This is a genomic window from Nevskia sp. (genome assembly GCF_021732705.1).
Lineage (GTDB): Bacteria > Pseudomonadota > Gammaproteobacteria > Nevskiales > Nevskiaceae > Nevskia.
Genome location: NZ_JAKFUM010000009.1, coordinates 47,619 through 64,291, shown reverse-complemented (window position 1 = coordinate 64,291; position 16,673 = coordinate 47,619). Strand labels below are relative to the sequence as shown.

13 protein-coding genes are annotated in these 16,673 nt (G+C 69.5%); 7 read left to right on the top strand and 6 right to left on the bottom strand.

Annotated elements, in window-relative coordinates; translation table 11 throughout:
* Positions 1-69: 69 nt before the first annotated feature.
* The 4 genes from QZ951_RS11040 to QZ951_RS11025 all read left to right on the top strand — a co-directional run bounded on the left by QZ951_RS11040 (position 70) and on the right by QZ951_RS11025 (position 4,416).
* Entirely contained in the window at positions 70-1,263 is a 1,194-nt protein-coding gene (locus tag QZ951_RS11040; protein WP_293000643.1) for an LptF/LptG family permease, read from the top strand.
* Complete coding sequence (locus QZ951_RS11035) at positions 1,260-2,348, top strand: LptF/LptG family permease (protein WP_293000642.1); 1,089 nt, start codon at positions 1,260-1,262, stop codon at positions 2,346-2,348. Before QZ951_RS11040 ends, QZ951_RS11035 begins: the two co-directional genes overlap by 4 nt.
* A gap of 105 nt (positions 2,349-2,453) precedes the next feature.
* Positions 2,454-3,602 (top strand): dATP pyrophosphohydrolase, encoded by a 1,149-nt coding sequence (locus tag QZ951_RS11030; RefSeq protein ID WP_293000641.1) that lies wholly within the window; start codon positions 2,454-2,456, stop codon positions 3,600-3,602.
* 1 nt (position 3,603) lies between these two features.
* Positions 3,604-4,416, top strand: coding sequence for a nucleotidyltransferase family protein (locus tag QZ951_RS11025; protein WP_293000640.1), 813 nt, complete (start codon positions 3,604-3,606; stop codon positions 4,414-4,416).
* Positions 4,417-4,524: 108 nt separating this feature from the next.
* Here QZ951_RS11025 and QZ951_RS11020 read toward each other — a convergent pair whose 3' ends face one another.
* A complete protein-coding gene (locus QZ951_RS11020; RefSeq protein ID WP_293000638.1) occupies positions 4,525-5,046 on the bottom strand; it encodes a hypothetical protein in 522 nt (173 codons plus the stop codon).
* A gap of 335 nt (positions 5,047-5,381) precedes the next feature.
* Here QZ951_RS11020 and QZ951_RS11015 point away from each other — a divergent pair, with 335 nt between their 5' ends.
* Together QZ951_RS11015 and QZ951_RS11010 are read left to right on the top strand one after the other, a co-directional pair.
* Positions 5,382-5,813, top strand: coding sequence for a DUF1801 domain-containing protein (locus QZ951_RS11015; RefSeq protein WP_293000637.1), 432 nt, complete (start codon positions 5,382-5,384; stop codon positions 5,811-5,813).
* Positions 5,814-5,942: 129 nt separating this feature from the next.
* Positions 5,943-6,482: a hypothetical protein gene (locus QZ951_RS11010; RefSeq protein WP_293000636.1), complete on the top strand. Its 540-nt coding sequence runs from the start codon at positions 5,943-5,945 to the stop codon at positions 6,480-6,482.
* Between the two features lie 4 nt (positions 6,483-6,486).
* On the opposite strand, the gene QZ951_RS11005 is transcribed toward QZ951_RS11010, so the two are convergent.
* The 5 genes from QZ951_RS11005 to fdxA all read right to left on the bottom strand — a co-directional run bounded on the left by QZ951_RS11005 (position 6,487) and on the right by fdxA (position 15,843).
* The gene (locus QZ951_RS11005; RefSeq protein ID WP_293000635.1) at positions 6,487-7,053 is read right to left on the bottom strand and encodes a hypothetical protein; all 567 of its coding nucleotides are present in this window, start codon (positions 7,051-7,053) and stop codon (positions 6,487-6,489) included.
* Between the two features lie 275 nt (positions 7,054-7,328).
* Positions 7,329-9,137 carry a hypothetical protein gene (locus tag QZ951_RS11000; protein WP_293000633.1) on the bottom strand — a complete coding sequence of 603 codons (1,809 nt, stop codon included), beginning with the start codon at positions 9,135-9,137 and terminating at the stop codon, positions 7,329-7,331.
* Positions 9,138-9,265: 128 nt separating this feature from the next.
* Positions 9,266-12,664 (bottom strand): exodeoxyribonuclease V subunit beta, encoded by a 3,399-nt coding sequence (locus QZ951_RS10995; RefSeq protein WP_293000631.1) that lies wholly within the window; start codon positions 12,662-12,664, stop codon positions 9,266-9,268.
* Positions 12,661-15,471 carry a PD-(D/E)XK nuclease family protein gene (locus QZ951_RS10990; RefSeq protein ID WP_293000629.1) on the bottom strand — a complete coding sequence of 937 codons (2,811 nt, stop codon included), beginning with the start codon at positions 15,469-15,471 and terminating at the stop codon, positions 12,661-12,663. The genes QZ951_RS10995 and QZ951_RS10990 overlap by 4 nt, the downstream gene beginning before the upstream one ends.
* Before the next feature lie 48 nt (positions 15,472-15,519).
* Positions 15,520-15,843, bottom strand: coding sequence for a ferredoxin FdxA (fdxA, locus tag QZ951_RS10985; protein ID WP_293000628.1), 324 nt, complete (start codon positions 15,841-15,843; stop codon positions 15,520-15,522).
* Positions 15,844-16,241: 398 nt separating this feature from the next.
* Between fdxA and QZ951_RS10980 the strand changes: the two genes are divergently transcribed.
* On the top strand, positions 16,242-16,664 hold the full coding sequence (locus tag QZ951_RS10980) for a VOC family protein (RefSeq protein ID WP_293000627.1): 423 nt from the start codon (positions 16,242-16,244) through the stop codon (positions 16,662-16,664).
* Positions 16,665-16,673 lie beyond the last annotated feature (9 nt).

The following is a 16,673-nucleotide window of genomic DNA, read 5'->3' as shown; positions in this document are numbered from 1 at the left end:
TTTTCGCAGCCGCCACCACCGCCTGACGATGCTCCCGACCCCCGCGCGCTGCCTGCCGACTCGACGCTGATGCCGACGATCCTCGACCGTTATCTGCTGCGGCAGCTGATTCCGACGCTGCTGATCTGCCTCGGCACCGTGCTGGTGGCGCTGCTGCTGGAACGCCTGCTGCGCCTGTTCGACATCCTGGCCGAGAACAGCCATGCGCTGCCGGCGGTGTTCAAGCTGGTGGTCGACCTGATTCCGCACTACCTCGGACTGGCGCTGCCGGCCGCGTTCTTCGTGGCGCTGTTCGTGGTCGTGTCGAAGCTCGGCGACGAGAACGAGCTCGATGCCTACCTGGCCGGCGGCCAGTCGATTGCCCGGCTGACGCGGCCGTTCCTCGCGGTATCGATCGTGCTGATGCTGCTCACCGCCTGGGTCTTCGGCGCACTGCAGCCGTATGCCCGCTACGCCTATCGCGCCACCATGTATTCGGCACTGAACGCGGGTTGGGATGCGCGCCTGCAGCCGGGCACGTTCGCCAGTGCCGGCAACGGCTACACGCTGACGGCCGATCAGGTCGACGCCACCGGCCGCAACCTGCGGCATGTCTTCATCCGCCGCACCGTCGAGGGCCGCGAGGAGCTGACCACCGGCGAAACCGGCACGCTGACGCCGTCCGGCGATGGTCGCTGGCTGCTGCTGTCGCTCGATCACGGCGAGCATTTCCGCGACAAGCCCGGGCAGGACCTGCTGGCGGTGCGCTTCCAGAAAATGGACAGCAACACCGCGTTCACGCCCGACGCGCCGCCGTTCCGCGCCCGCGGTGGCAGCGAGCGCGAACAGACCTTCCTCGAACTGTGGCGCGGCGGCCTGCCGGCACCGGCGGAGCCGCTGACGCCGGCCAAGATCAGCGGCGAAGTGAACGGCCGCATCGCGCGCACCTTGTCGCTGCCGCTGCTGCCGCTGCTGGCGATTCCGCTCGGCATGTCGGCCAAGCGCGGCAAGCGCACCGCCAGCCTGATCGTCGCGGCGGTGATGATGCTGCTGTTCCATCACAGCCTGCAGCTCGGCGAAAGCCTGACCGAATCGGGCAAGGTGCCGGCGATGCTCGGTGTCTGGGGGCCGTGGCTGCTGTTCGCCGCAATCTGCATCTGGATCTACAGCCAGAGCCTGGCGCGCCCGGGCGACAACCCGGTGACCCGCGCGGTGGCCCGCGTCGAGGACGTGACCAGCGCCATCGCGCGTCGGCTGCGGCCGGCCAGGAAGGCTGCGGCATGACCAAGCTCTTCCTGCCGGGATCGCTCGGCGGCTACCTGCGGGGTCTGCTCGCGATGCGCACGTTCGCCGTGCTGTGCGCGCTCGGCGGGCTGTTTCAGGTGCTCGATCTGCTTGAAATCTCCACCGATATCCTGAGCCGCGGTCAGGGCTTGCTCGGCATCGGCCACTACGCCGCGCTGCGCTCGCCGAGCGTGCTGCTGCAGGCGTTGCCGCTGGCGGCGCTGCTCGGCGCGATCTTCGCGTTCTCGACCCTGTCGCGCCAGAACGAGATCTGCGCGATGCGCGCCGCCGGCCTGCCGTTCCGCCGCGTGCTGCTGGCGCTGCTGCCGACGGTCATCGTCATCGGCGGGCTGCACTGGCTGCTGGCCGAAGTGATCGTGCCGAAATCGCAGAAGGCGCTGACCGCATGGTGGGCCAGCCTGCCGCCGTCGCCGGACAAGGACGTCGACACCGAACTGCTGTGGTTCCGCACCGCTGGTGCCGTGGTCGGCGTGGCGCAGGTGCTGCCGGATGGCCATCGCCTCGACGATGTCCGCATCTATCGCCGTGACGACGACGGCTTGCTGACCAGCCGCGTGGTCGCCGCCCGAGCGGAATACGCGAATGGCGCCTGGACGCTGGTTGACGCGGTCAGCACCGATCTTCGCGCCGGCAGTACCGCCGCGGTGGCCGCTGCGATGCCATGGGACACGCGCCTGAAGCCGGCCGATCTGATGCGGCTGTCGGCGTCGGAGCCTTATGTGTCGAGCGGCCTCGCCGCGGCCGTGCTGGCCGGCAACCAGTCCGGCATCAAGACCGAATCGTTCTACCGCACGCGCATCGCGCGGGCGCTGACCGATCCACTGGCGGCGCTGATCATGCTGCTGATCGCGACACCGGTCGCCATCGCGCTGACCCGCGGCGGTGCCGGCGGCGTGCAGGTGCTCGGTGCGCTGGTCTGCGGCCTGCTGTTCCTGCTGCTGAACGGCATGATGGCGGCACTCGGCGAAGCCGGGACGATCAGCCCGCGCCTGGCCGCATGGAGCACGCCGCTGGCGTTCTCGCTGCTGGGTCTGTTCTTCGTCCAGCGGCTGGATCGCCATTGAGCGCGCCACGGGCGGCACCCTGCCGCCAATCGCATTGACCCTTATCCTGCACAGAGGCCTGCCGACCACGGCAGGCCGCGCCCGCTGCAACTGGAGATGCACCCGATGACCGCTGCCGCCGCCGAAGGCCCGATCCGCATCATTCCCGTCGAGTCGCGGGCGGAGATGAAGCGCTTCATTCGACTGCCATCGCGGATCTCTGCCCACGATCCGAACTGGATCACGCCGCTGGACATGGAGCGCGAGGAAGCGCTGTCGCCGAAGAAGAACCCTCTGTTCGCGCATACCGAGGTGAAGTTCTGGCTTGCGGTGCAAGGCGGTCGCGATGTCGGCCGGATCTCGGCGCAGGTCAGCAAGGCTTCGGGACCGGGCGGCACCGGTCACTTCGGCATGATCGCGGCGGACAACGATCCGGCGATCTTTCAGGCCCTGTTCGCCACCGCCGAAGGCTGGCTCAAGGCCAAGGGCATGCGCGACGTGCTGGGGCCTTTCAACCTGTCGATCAACGAAGAAACCGGCGTGCTGGTCAAGGGCTACGACACGCCGCCGATGCTGATGATGGGGCACGACCTGCCGTACGTCGCCACGCAGATCGAAGCGCTGGGCTATGCCAAGGCCAAGGACATGTACGCGTATCTGGCCGACATCACCCAGCCGCTGCCGCGCAACATCGAAGCGCTGATTCGCCGCCCGCTGCCGCCGAACTTCAAGTTGCGCCACCTGAGCTTCAAGCAGTACGAGAAGGACATCGAATCGATCACGGCGATCTTCAACGACGCCTGGTCCGAAAACTGGCGGTTCGAGCCGCTGACCGCGGCCGATACCGACCATCTGGCCAAGGCCATGCGACCGATCCTGAGCGAGCGCATGGTCTGGTTCGTCGACGTCGACGACATTCCGATCGCCTTCGGCGTGTCGCTGCCGAACATCAACGAGGCGCTGCAAGGTCTCGATGGCAAGCTGCTGCCGTTCGGCTGGGCCAAGCTGCTGTGGCGCCTGAAGGTGAAGAAGGTCAAGACCGTGCGCGTGCCGCTGATGGGCGTGCGCAAGAGCAAGCATTGCGCGGGTCTGGCCCGGGCCGTGATTCCGGTGATGATCATCGACGCGATGCGTACCGAGGCCCGCAAGCTCGGCTACGAAAGTGCCGAGCTGTCGTGGATTCTGGAAGACAACCTGCCGATGCGGCATCTGAACGAAGCGCTGGGCGGTGTCGCGTACAAGACCTATCGGGTCTACGGCAAGACGCTCGCCTGACATGGCGGCATCGATCAAGACCGGCCTGACCGCGCTCGTGCTGGCCGGATCGCGCGGGCCGGATGATCCGATGGCGCAGGCGTTCAGCGTGCCGCACAAGGCGCTGATCCCGGTGGGCGGCGTGCCGATGCTGCTGCGCGTGATCGCTGCGCTCGGTCAGACACCGGAAATCGCCCGGATCGTCGTCATCATCGAAGCGCCGGAACTGGTTCGCGTGCTGCCCGGGCTGGCGGCTGCCGCCAACGGCAAGCCGGTCGAGACCTTTCCTGCCGCCGGCAGCCCGAGCCGCAGTGTCGTGGCCGCGCTTGCGCAGCATCCGGCCCCGATCCTGATCACCACCGCCGACCACGCGCTGCTGCAGCCGGCCTGGGTCAGCCATTTCCTCGGCCATGTGCCGGCCGGTGCCGATGCCGCGCTGGGGCTCGCGCGTTCGGACGTCGTGCTGGCCGCCACGCCCGGGACGCAGCGCACCTGGCTGCGCTTCCGCGAGGCGCACTACAGCGGCTGCAACCTGTTCTATTTCGCCACACCGAAGGCCAACGGCCTCGCCGAGCTGTGGAAGCATGTCGAAGCGCTGCGCAAGCAGCCGATCCGCATGCTGCGCTTGCTCGGTCCGAGCTACGCGCTGCGCTACGCCGTGGGCTGGCTGAGCCTCGCCAGTGCGATGCAGCGTCTCGGCGTGCTGGCCGGCGGGGCGGTTCCGGCCGTCGTCGACATGCCGTTCGGCCGCGCCGCGGTGGACGTCGACAAGCCTGCCGACCACGAACTGGTCGAACGGTTGCTGGCACAGGACGCCAGCCTCCGTTCAAGCTGAATCGAAACCGGGCAACGTCCGTTTCATCCGGACGGCGCGACGACCTCGACCGTGGCCTCGTTGCGCCGAAGCGCGACCCGCGAGCGGTCATACGACGTGCAGACGCCTTCAACGCAGCTTTTTCATGCGCTCCGCTGTCGGCAGCGGCTTCGACATCGTCCCACTCGGCGCCTGGGCCGCCGTGATGTCGATTGAATCGACCTGCACCAGCGCATCGCTGTTCGCCTGATCGCCCTGCCGTGCCGTCACCAGCAGGCTGAGCCGCAGGCGCTGGCCGGCGAACACCGGGCACGCCCAGCCCGTATGGAAATCGCGCGGTTCGTCGAAGCGAGCGGTCTGATCGAGATTGCCGTCGTGGGCCACCACCAGGGCGGTACCGTCACTGTAGGTGCCACCTTGGCCGCGCATGTCGATGATCACCGCTGCGTTCCCCGCAGCCTCGATGATCGGGATCACGATCTCGACCGCGTGGCTGGCGGACGGCTGATCGCGCCAGGCCGCGGCTCCCAGTCGGTCGAACAGCACGGAGATCTGGCCAGCGACGCGGGTGACGCTGCTCGTTTGCTTGGCGCCCACGATCACCGTTTCTCCAAACACGATGGGGTGGCGCGGCGGGTTGTTGTCGGACATCGGGAGTTCCTCGTGGAATGGGCGGCTTGCGGCAGGCGACGGTCGATCCGTCACCGGCAAGCGAGCCTTGTCCGGATGGCTCGCCGAGGTCCCCACGGAATACCCATCGGGATCCAACGCTTTGCCAACGGCGGTGTCCGGAGAAGCGTCCAGCGGTTGACCGCGTTGCCGACGCGGGATGAGGCATTGCGAGAACCATTCAGCAACGGCTTTGATGGCCGATGGCGAGGCGCGTCATTGCCGAGTGGCGAGTGTCTCTGGCAAGTTGATCGTGGTCAGACGCGGCGCGAAGCCGTCGTCATCGCCGATATCCACCCGGTACGGAGTCCCAGTCGATGTCCGAAGCCAAGACGAAGCCCACAGCGGTCGATGTCGACGAGTATTTGTCGTCGAAGGCCAGCGGCGAACAGCGGGACGACTGCACGAAGCTGATGACCCTGCTGAAGACGGTCACCCGGCAGTCGCCCCGGATGTGGGGGCCCAGCATCGTCGGCTACGGCAGCTATCGGTACACCTATGAAAGCGGCCGTACCGGCGAGTCGTGCCTGACGGGCTTCGCCGTCCGCGGCAAGGACCTGGTCGTTTATCTGGTGGCCGAAAGCCCCGAACAGCAGGCGCTGCTGGCAAGGCTCGGCAAGCACAGGATGGGCAAGGCCTGCCTCTATTTCCGGCGGCTGGCCGATCTCGATGCCCAGGTGCTTGCGCAACTGGTTGCCGAGTCGGTGGCGGAGATCCAGCGTCGCCATCCCGGGCCGGCCAGCGCCTGATATCCGCGTCGACGGCTCCGCGACGGCGAGCAAGCCGCGCTCATTGCTGAAGTCGCCGCGCGAATTCGCATCGACGCCATCGGCGTCAGGATCAACGGGGGCGACGCGCCACCCGCTGCGAGGCCATTCATGCTTTACCTGCTGATCGTCGGCTGCGAGATCGGGTTCTGGCTGGTGCTGCTGCTGAGCCTCGTCGTCCGCTACCGGCTGCGTCGGGAAGGCGCGAGCCGCTGGCTGCTGCGGAGCCTGCCGGCGATCGATCTGCTGCTGCTCGCGTTCACGGCGCTGGACCTGCATTCCGGCACTGCCGCGACCTTCGCCCACGGGTTCGCGGCGGTGTATGTCGGATTCACGGTCGCTTTCGGCGCCATCGCCATCCGATGGGCTGACGTGAACTTCGCCCATCGCTTCGCGGGCGGCGCCATTCCGCCGCCAGCGCCCACCGGATGGGCTGCCGTGCGCCACGAGCTGGCACTGTGGCTGCGCTCGATCGTCGCGTGGATCATCGCGCTGAGCCTGCTGGAGCTGATGATCGCCGTGCTGGCCGATGAGGCCGTCAAGGCGCCTTTGCGCATCTGGCACCAGCACGCGCTGGGTGCGGTCTTCTTCTGGTTCGTGTTCGGCCCGTTATGGAGCCTGATTTTCTTCCGCCGCCGCGCAACCGTCTGAGCGATCAGCCCGGGCCGCGATCAGCCGGACGAATCGCCATTTCCGCGCCGCGCACAGCCTCGGCCACGGCGACAGCCAGCGCGTCCTCGATGTCTTCGATCCGGCTGTTCGAGCTGCTGACCACGGTGGGCTCGAATTCCTGCGACAGCTTGATCTGCCGCGCAACGCGGCCGTCGATGCGGGACACGAGGTTCACCGCGAGATCGGCGTGGACGGCCGCGACGCCGCTGACCATCGAGCGAACGTAGGTGTTGCCCTTGTCATAGCTGGTGATCGCGACTTCGACGCGGAACGCCCGGCTGGCATCGCCGCCCGACGTCGCCGCGTTCGCGAGACAGGCCGCGATCTTCGCGGCGACGCGCTGGCGATCGGCCTCGACCAGCGCAACATCCGTGGTGGCCGAGCGCACGGCGACCAGCGGCAGGGCAACGCCGATACGCGAGTTGGCGTCCGCTGTCGCCACACGGTCGGTGGCGGCGTCAGGCCCGCGGTCCGCCATGGCGGGGGCAGCGAACGCAGTCGTGATCAGCGTGATGGCCAGAGCATTCCGGCGGGAAAGGGTCGAGGACATGTCGCGCACTCCATGCAGCGGGATCAGCGCTCATCGTCAATGAAACGTCGATGACGGGACAGCCCCGAGCGTCCCGAATTCATGCTGCGCACGCCGTTTCGGCGGATTCCGTGGTCGCCTCGGAAACCGTCGTCCCGCGAGGCGGACGGATCGCCGTTCGTGCCATGGAAGCGCCGTGCGGATGCTCCCCGGCCGCCCAGAGCCGGCCTTCAACAGGTGGGCAGAAGGCTCGGGTGGATGTGAATGCAGTCCCGAAGTCCGGGTCCGTACGGGTGCTACGGGCTGGCTTCGACCGGAGGCGAAGCCGGCGGCGACGCACGGTCCAGCGAAGCATCGGCGCGGTCACGCTGGATATCGACGCGGTCGTGCAGCGCGTCGAGCGTCGGTGCCGCACTCGCTTCCGACGGCTTGACCTCCAGGCTGCGGTCCACCGCATCGCGCAGCGCCTCCGTGCCGCCGGCGCGGGCGTCGCTGACCGAGCGTGCGGCATCGACACGCGCACCGGTGCGCACGGCATCGACGACCAGGCCGTCCCGGCGCACGGCGGCTTCGGTGCTGCGGGTGCTGGCGCCGGATTGCAGCGAGGTCAGCGCGCCATTGATGACGCTGACGCAGGCGGTGCAGCGCGTACGCGCGAGCATGCGCTTCAGTTCCGCCGCCGCCGTATCCGGGCTGCTGGTGGTGCCGGTGATCCGCAGCACTTCGGCGCGATACCAGCGTTCGAGCAGGCTCGATCCATTGCTGATGCCGGCGACCAGATAGGCGCGCGATTCCGCGTCGATCGCCGGAATCGCCTCGGCGGTGTTGAGCTTGCGCAACGCGATCTCGACCTTGGCCGCGTCTGCCGCGTCCGGCACCGGGTTGTCGGCATTGCGATGGAGCGCGTCCTCGACGTCATCGATGGCGCGGTAGCCGTCGATCAGCGTGTTCCACGCGCGGCGGGTGCTGAGCGCGGTGGCGGCCAGGGTTTCGGTAATGCATTCATCGACCCGCTGGCTGCGCGCGGCGAGATGCTTCTTCCAGTAGGCATGGCGCGGGCTGTCGGGCGCCGGTTCCGGCAGGCGCTCGTAGCGCCACGCCGCGCGCGACAACCGATCGATCGAGCCACCGGAGTCGCGGATATCGGCCAGTACCAGGCGACGCTTGACGATCAGGTCTTCGAGAAACGCCTGACGGGCAGTCAGCGCGCCGGCGGCGATGGCGTCGGCAGTCTTCGCCAGCACGGTGCGGTCGGTGCTGCACGGGCCACCCTGCGGCACCAGATCGTCGATCGGCCGATAGTCGCTGACCCGCAGATCGAACAGCAGGTACGGCGTGGTCAGCGGTGTGGTGACGTTGTCGCGGGTCAGGCACAGCTTCGGGCGCTCGTAGTCGATCGTGCACAGTTCCGCTTTCAGCGGCTCGCGCTTGTCCTCGGTCAGCAGCAGGAAGGCCACGACGCGGCCATCGAGGGAATCGAGCCCGTCCTCAATCTGGAACGTGTATTCCTTCTTCTTCTCCCACTTCTGGTTGGCATTGCCGGCCGATTTCTCGAGCAGCGGCACCACCAGGGTCTGGAACGCGGTGATCGGCACGCCGCCGAGGATGGTCGCGGCGCCGCTGATCGCGGCCGGCGTCTTCTTGATCGTTTCCATCAGCGGCCCCAGGGTCGCAGCACCGCTCTCGGTGATGCCGCGGACGATCAGGGTCAAGGTCGCCGCGCCGGACAGCGAGCCGGCCTTCACCACGATGCCGCCGGCCAGGGTCCGGGCGGTCAGGTCTTCGCTGGTGGCCTTGCCGACGTCGTAGCTCAGGATCGGCACTTCCGGCGCCGGCTGGTCGCGCTGGGGCCCGGCATTCGGCTGCAGCTTGGCGGTGACCACGATCAGCTTCGGTGCATCGCTGCCGTAGAACTTGATCCGCTCGGCATTGCCGCCGAGATTGCTTGACACCTGCACCTGCAGATAGCCGTCCTCGCCGATGTCCGACGCGTGCGGGCCGGGCGCGTGGCCGAGTTCGAGCTCGGTCGGCTCGATGAAGCGGGTGGTGGCGCAGCCGGACAGCAGGGCGGCGGCAACGGCAACGACAGCAGTCAGCACACGCACAACGGGTTTCTCCGGATACCTGGCGCGGCAAGGTGCCGCGTCGACCACAGTTTGATGCAAGGTTCAGACAGTGCGGTGACGATGCCGGTTCAGCGTGCGGTTCGGGCTTACCGTCTCGCGCGGCTCGATCACGCGCGTTCGATCAGCGGCAGCCACTGCGCGTTGACCGTGGTGACGAGCCCGGCGCGGATCGCGCGGCCGGGAAAGACGCGGGCAATCGCGTCGGCATACAGCGCGAGCTGCGGCCGATGGGCTGCGTCCAGCGCGGCGGCATCCGGGCGCGGTGCCGTCTTGTAGTCGACGATCCACAGCCGCGCGCCGTCGTCGATCAGCCGATCGATGACGCCGGACGCGGCGCGGCCGTCGTCCTCCTGCCACTGCACCGGCACCTCGTTCCACGCGCGAAGGATGTTCGGCGACGAGAACAGCATCGCCAGTGCCGGCGCGGCGAGCACGCGCCGGGCTTCGGCCAGCCAGCCGGCGACCAGGGTCGGATCGACCGGCTCGCCGAACTGCGCCTGCAACTGGCTGGCGACAGCGTCGTCCTGCACCGGGCGGCCGCGGGCGAGTTGCTCGATCAGCCAGTGAATCGCGCGACCGCGCAGCACGGCGTCCGGATCGCGGGCGCTGCGGCTGCCGTCCGATGGCGTGGCGCGAGCGCGTGGCAGCGGCGGCAGGCGCTCGCGAAGGCGTGGCGATTCGGTGGCGGCGTCAATGATCGCCGGCTCGATCGCCGCGTCTGCCGGCAGCACCGGAAAGTCGCCGAGCTGGATGCCCAGCGTTCCGGCGGGCGCCGCTGGCAACGGATTCGCCCCGTGCGCGGCCACCAGGGCCGTCATCGCATCGACCGCGTGCTGATGCCAGCGCCGCGTCGCGTCTTCCTGTTTCTGCGAGAACGCCGACACGAACAGGTATTGCCGGGCCCGCGTGGTCGCGACGTACAGCAGGTTCAGCGCTTCGCGGTCCTGCCGCTGACGCCGGGCTTCGACCAGTGCCGCGCTGCGGGCATCGCGCTCGGCCTTGTTGCCGACCAGCACGATGGCGCGCGGACGGTCCGCATCGGACGGCCAGTCGACCAGCCAGCCGGCATCGCGGCTGTTCGGCTTCGGTGCCGTGTTGACGACGAACACGACGGGCGCCTCCAGGCCCTTCGAGGCATGCACCGTCATCACGCGGACGGCGTCGGCCGTTGCCGGCGGTGCCTCGTCCGGCGCGTGCTTGCCGGCGGCCGCCAGCGTCGCGAGTTCGCGGTTCAGCCGGCCCAGGGTCGGGTAGCGGCCCTGATCGCTGTTCAGCACCTGCTGCAGCAGCGCGCCGAGATTGGCGCGGATGCGGCGGTCCGCCGGCATCACCGTTTCGTAGCGCGACGCCAGATCGAGTTCGCCGTCGATGCGATCCAGCAGGTCGTGCGCCGGCAGGCGGCTGGCGGCCTGCAGCCACGATGCGATCGCATCCGCCGCGCGCGCCAGCGGCGGGCGCGGTTCGCGTCGCGCCGCCAGCGCCAGCAGGCGGCTGTACCAGTCGCGGCCGTCGTCGCGCGCCAGCGCCAGTTGCATCAGATCGGCATCGCTGGCGCCGAACATCGGCGAGCGCAGCACATGGGCCAGATCGAGATCGCGCTGAGGACTGTCGAGCAGACGCAGCAGTGCCATGACATCGCGGCCGAGCACGGTATCGAGCAGACCACCGCGTGCCGACCCGACGAACGGAATGCGCGCCGCCGCCAGCGCGGCCTCGATTGCGCGCAGGTGCGTGCGCTCGCGCGCGAGGATCATCACGTCATCCCACGCCAGCGGGCGCGGTGGTTGGCCATCGACGGCGACTGGCAGCCGTGCCTCGACCAGCGCGCGGATGCGGGCCGCGACCTGCGCGCCCTCGCGCGCGGCGAGGCTGGCTTCTTCATCCTCGCGCGCCTCGGTCAGCGGATCCCGCAGCGTGCCAACGACCAGTTGCTTGCGCGCGGCCTTCTCGGCGACGGCGGCGGCGAGGGTTTCGGCATCCGGCACGACCCGCGGCAGCACTTCGACCGCACCCCAGTCGTCGCGGCGCCAGGTGTCGTGCGGCGCGAAGCCGATCGCGGTGGCGTCATCACCGGTGAACAGCGCATTGACGAAGGCGATGACCGCCGGGGCGCTGCGGCGCGACTTGTTCAGCGGCATCGAGACCCCGCCGAGCCGGTCTCGCAGGTGCTCGCCGGCGCGCAGCAGCAGTTCGGGATTCGCGCGCCGGAAGCCGTAGATGCTCTGCTTCGGATCGCCGACGACGAACGCGCTGCGGCGGCGTTCGCCGTCATCGGCCATGTTGTCGAGGATCGGCAGCAGCAGCGCCCATTGCGTCGGGCTGGTGTCCTGGAATTCGTCGAGCAGCAGATGTTCGATGCGACGGTCGAGCTTGTACTGCACCCAGTCGCGATCCGGGCCGCGCAGCAGCTTCCAGGCATGCCATTCGAGATCATCGAAACCGAGCGCGTTGCGGGCGCGCAGCGCCTCGTCGCGCGCGGCCAGCAGCCGGATGCCGAGCGTGGCGGCGGCCACGCCGCGCTGCCAGTTGCGGCGGGCGAGGCGAGCCGAGGCGATGGCATCCAGCACCGCGCAGACCGCGTTGTAGGCGGCGACGATGCGGGCGAACGCCGCGTCGCCGACGTCCTTCTTCTGCCGGAGTGACCGTCGCTCGCCGTCGCCGGTCAGCAGCTTGCACGCGGCGAGGAAACGACTTTCCGGGTCGCGCGCAGCCAGCGCGGTACCCGCCATCTCGGGCTTCAGGGTGCCGAGGCCCTTGCACTCGACCAGCAGGTCGTGCAGCGCCATCAGCTCGGTCTCGACGGCCGCCGTCATCAGCGCGGACTCCGGCGGCGCGGGGTCATCCGGATCGACGCCGAGTTCATCGGCCAGCAGCGCGCGGTAATGCTCGACCTGCTCGTCCGCCGGCCAGTCCTGCACGAGGGCGCGCCAGTCGCTGCGCTGGGCCACGAAGCCTTCGAGCCAGCCGCGCAGCGCGTGCTCGCTGGCGCCGTCGTCGATCAGTTGCCGGAAGGCCGCAGCTTCGGCGCTGCCGGGCTGGCGGCGCAGCGATTCCAGCAGCGTGGCCCAGGCCTCGGCCAGCACGTCGCGCTCGTCCTCGAGCAAGGTGTAGCCCGGCGGAATGCCGGCCTCGATCGCGAATCGGGTCAGCAGGTCCTGACAGAACGAATGCAGGGTCAGCGCGCGCAGGCCGAACGGCGCCTGCAGCAGGCGCGGATACTGGCTGCGGGCCAGCGCCCGGAGAGCCGGGGAGGGTTCCAGATCGAGCGTGCGCAGCTCGCGATCCAGTGCCGCATCTTCGGCGTAAGCCAGACTGCGCAGCCGCGCCTCGACCCGCTCGCGCATCTCGGACGCGGCCTTGCGGGTGAAGGTCAGCGCGAGGATGCCGCCGGGGTCGGCACCGTCGAGCAGCAGGCGCACGATGCGAGACACCAGCTGCCAGGTCTTGCCGCTGCCGGCGGACGCGACGACGCTGACCGAACGGGCGGGATCGAGCGCGACGTTCATGGCGGGGCGATCCACGTGCCGCGCCGGCACAGGCCGCTGTGATCGCAATGCTCGCAGATTGCCGCCGTGCCGTTGGCCGGCATCGCATGGCCGGCCGCCAGCCGCGTGCGCAGCGATTGCAGGCGGGTTTCGATCGCGGCCAGCAGCGGCGTCAAGGTCTCGTCCGGCACCGTCACCACGCGCTTGTGCGGGGCCAGGTCGCCGCCGAGCCGCCAGTACTCGATCGCCGCCGGATCGTGGATCGCCAGCGCGTAGTGCGGTAGCTGCACCGCTTCGCCCGCGACGATGTCGGCGGGCTCCGCGGCGCGGCCGGTCTTGTAGTCGACGATGGTGGCGCCGGCGTCGCGGTGTTCGACGCGATCGACCCGGCCGCCGATCTGCCAGCCGGCGCGCTCGCGCGGCAGGTCGACCTCGACCTCGATCCGGGCATCGAGCCGCTCGGCAAGCTGCTCGGCCAGCCAGGGCGTGACGGCGGCGAACTCGCGGCGCCAGACCGCCGCCAGCGGGCGTGCAGCCAGATCCGGCGCGAAGACCGCATCGGCCAGCCGTGCGAGGTGGGCGGCGATCGCGGTCGCATCGGCCGCGCCCGCGTACGGCGGCGGAAGCGCGTCCTCGTGCTGCGCATGGAACGCGCACAGGATGCGATGCACGCGGTCGCCATAGTCGCTGCGGTTCGGGTCGGCATCCGGATCCTGCCCGGCGTCGAGGCGCAACTGGCGGTTGGCATACCAGCGGTACGGACAGTCGATCAGTTGCTGATGGCCACCGGCGCTGAGGCTGACCGGCAGCAGCGCGGCGTCGGCCGGCGGCGCCGGCATCGCCATCGGCTGCACGTCGATCGGACGCTGCGGTGCGACTTGGGTGGCGGCCGTGCCGGCTCGCGCGGCGAGTCGTTCATCGAGTGGCGTGTCGTGACCGGCGGCGACCGCCTGCGCGGCGAACGCTTCGAGCCATGGCGAGGGCTGCGGTGCATCGCCGTCCTCGTCGGCCGCGAAGCTGGCGACGACTGATGGTGCAGCTTCGAGCAGCGCCCGCAGCCGGCTCAGGGTCAGGGCCTGCCGCATCGGCCAGCCGTCGAGTCCCAGCTCGCCGCGCACGGCATGGTTGAACAGCACTTCACCCGGCGCCGCACCCGGCAGCGCAGCGCGGGTGGCCGAGGCCAGCACGATGACGTCGGCCGACAGGCCGGCCGTCTGGTCCAGCGTCACCAGCGGCACGCGCGGCAGTGCCGGGTCGACGTCCGGGCGAAACGTCGAGGTTTCCAGATGCTGGTCCAGCAGCGCGCGGAACTCGCGCCACGACTGGCGCAGCGGCACGCCGTCGAGCGCCTGTTCGAGCTGCCGCAGCGCGGCGACGACCTGGGAACCGGCCGCATCCTCGGCCAGACCGGCCGCGAGGCCGACCGTGACGAGGCTGGCCAAGGTCGCACGTGCCCAGTCGACCGCCGGACGGGGCGCACCGGTCACCGGCAGCTCGTGGGCGGCGCGCTGCAGGCGTTCGAACAGCGCCGGCCAGCGGTTCTCGGCGAGGCCTTGCAGGGCCGGCAGCCCGCTGCGCGGCACGTCGGCCTGATCGCGCGGCGGGAAATGCAGCAGGCGATCGAGCAGCGCGGCCAGCGGCGGCTCGGGCCGCTCGACCGGCTCGCCGACGAAGAAACCGGACTTCAGCAGGTCGAGCAGCGGCCGGTAGTGGAAGCCGGTTTCGAGGCATTCGAGCCAGGCGGCGACGGTGGCGGCGGCGCGGCTGGTCGACAGGGTCCAGCCGATGCGGTCGTCCAGCGCGATGCCGGCACGTTCGAGCAGTGCGCGCACGCGGCGCGCCAGCCGGCGATCGCCGCTGACCACGACGACGTCGCGGTGGCCGGCGAGCAGCGCTTCGCGCACGGCCAGTTCGACGATCCGTGCCTCGTGCTCGGGCGAGCGGGCGGCGACGAGCCGGACGCCGGTTGGGCCTCGTCCCGACAAACGCGCTGCGCGGCGCAGCAGCGGGGTGTCGTCGGCATCGAACAGGCTGTCGAGCAGCGCGCCGCGCACGCTGCCGATCGGTGGGAGTGCAACCGGCTCGATGCCGAGTCGCTGTGCCAACGGGCGCAGGCTGTCGCCGTCGTGACCCTCGCGCCGGCCCCGGGTCCACAGCATCGCGCGGCCTTCGAGCAGGGCCGGCGCCAGCAGCGTGGCTTCGGCGCGGCCGAGCTGGTCATGGCCGATCAGCACCGTGTCGTGCATCGCCGCGCAGGCCAGACGCAGTGCCCGCAGGTGGGCAACGGCCGGCGCACGGTCGCCGATCTCGTCGGTGTAGGCGCGCCAGAGCTGATGCACGAGCTGCGCTTCGCGCGACAGCGCGTCGAGTTCCGGGGCTGCGTACGCGGCGCGCAGCTGCTCGGCGAAGGCGTCGGCCTCGGTCGGCAGCCGCACCGCGTTCAAGCTCAGTTCCTCGAACAGGTTGAACAGGGCATCGGCCACGCGCACCGGGTCACGGCCCGGGAAGACGCTGCTCAGGCGTGCGAGCCACGCCGCCAATTGCAGGCGGCAGGCAAGCGGCGTCAGCGGGGCGGGGGCTTCAGGGTCGCGTTCCGACGCGGCAAGCTGGGCCAGGCTCAGCAACCGCGGCATCAGCAGGGCCCCGCCGGCGGCGCGGGCCAGGGCTTCGCGCAGCGGCCGCAGCAGCAGCGGCGACGCGACGACCAGGGTCAGGTGCGAAAGATCGGGGAGTCGCTCGCGATGCAGCGCCACCAGACGGATGGCGACCTGATCGACGAACGCGGCGCCGGTCGGAAACAGGCACCACGCCGCGCGCGGATCGTTCATGCGCGCGGCGTGATGGTCGGAACGGTCGGTGGCGCGAAGGCGCCGGGATCAGCGTTCCAGCAGCTTGAACTTGCCAGGCTTGCCGTCCCACTCCTTGGCGCCCGGAAGCCCGTCCTTCTTTTCGGTCAGCACCGGCCATTCGGCCGACAGTTCCTTGTTCAACGCGATGAAGTGCTTCTGATCTTCGGGCACGTCATCCTCGGCGAGGATCGCGTTGGCCGGGCACTCCGGTTCGCACAGCGTGCAGTCGATGCACTCTTCCGGGTCGATCACGAGGAAATTCGGGCCTTCGTGGAAGCAATCGACCGGGCAGACTTCCACACAGTCCGTGTACTTGCACTTGATGCAGTTTTCGACGACGACGAAGGTCATGGCAATTCGGTTCTGAATGATCGGTCGGCGGATTTTACAGAAAGCCGGCCCGCCTTTGACGATCCGCGGCATCGATCAGGCGACGCCGCGCACCATTCGCCGCAGCGCGCGTCGTTCAGCCCGCGATCGCGATGGCGCAGGGCAGTTGCTTCGGCGCCACCGGTGCCGGCGAGGCCCCGCCATTCGCGGAGCGGGCCAGCCCGCTCAAAATGTTCCACCAGCCCGGGGACTGGCGCGACCCGGATCGAAGCGGCTCGGTCGCGCGTCAATACGGTCGCGCGTCCGCGACGTCGGCGGATGACGTGGCGGGACAACGAACGCCCAACCGGGCGATGATGCGGTGAACCGGATCATTCGCCTGCGGCTGCCGCAGGTAACGCCTGCCGAGACCTGAATCGATGACGAAAGCCGCATCCCGCCGTGTCGCGCCACCGCTGTCGATCAGCCGGATCGGGCAGGTCTCGATCGCGGTCGAGGACCTGCCGCGCGCCGAAGCGTTCTATCGCGACGTGCTCGGCCTGAAGCATCTGTTCACCGTCGCCGAGCGCATGGCGTTCTTCGACTGCGACGGCCTGCGGCTGGTGCTGGATCTGATGCCGCCCGGCGAGGATGACCCGGGCACGTCGATCGTCTACTTCAAGGTCGACGACATCGCCGCGTCATTCGCGCTGATCGAGACCCATGGCGCGACCACCCTGCAGATGCCGGAAAAGGTGGCCGCGATGGGCGATCACGACCTGTGGATGGCGTTCTTCGAGGACAGCGAAGGCAACCCGATGGCGCTGATGGAAGAGCGCCGCCCGCCATCCGGCACGCACTGACGCCTGCGG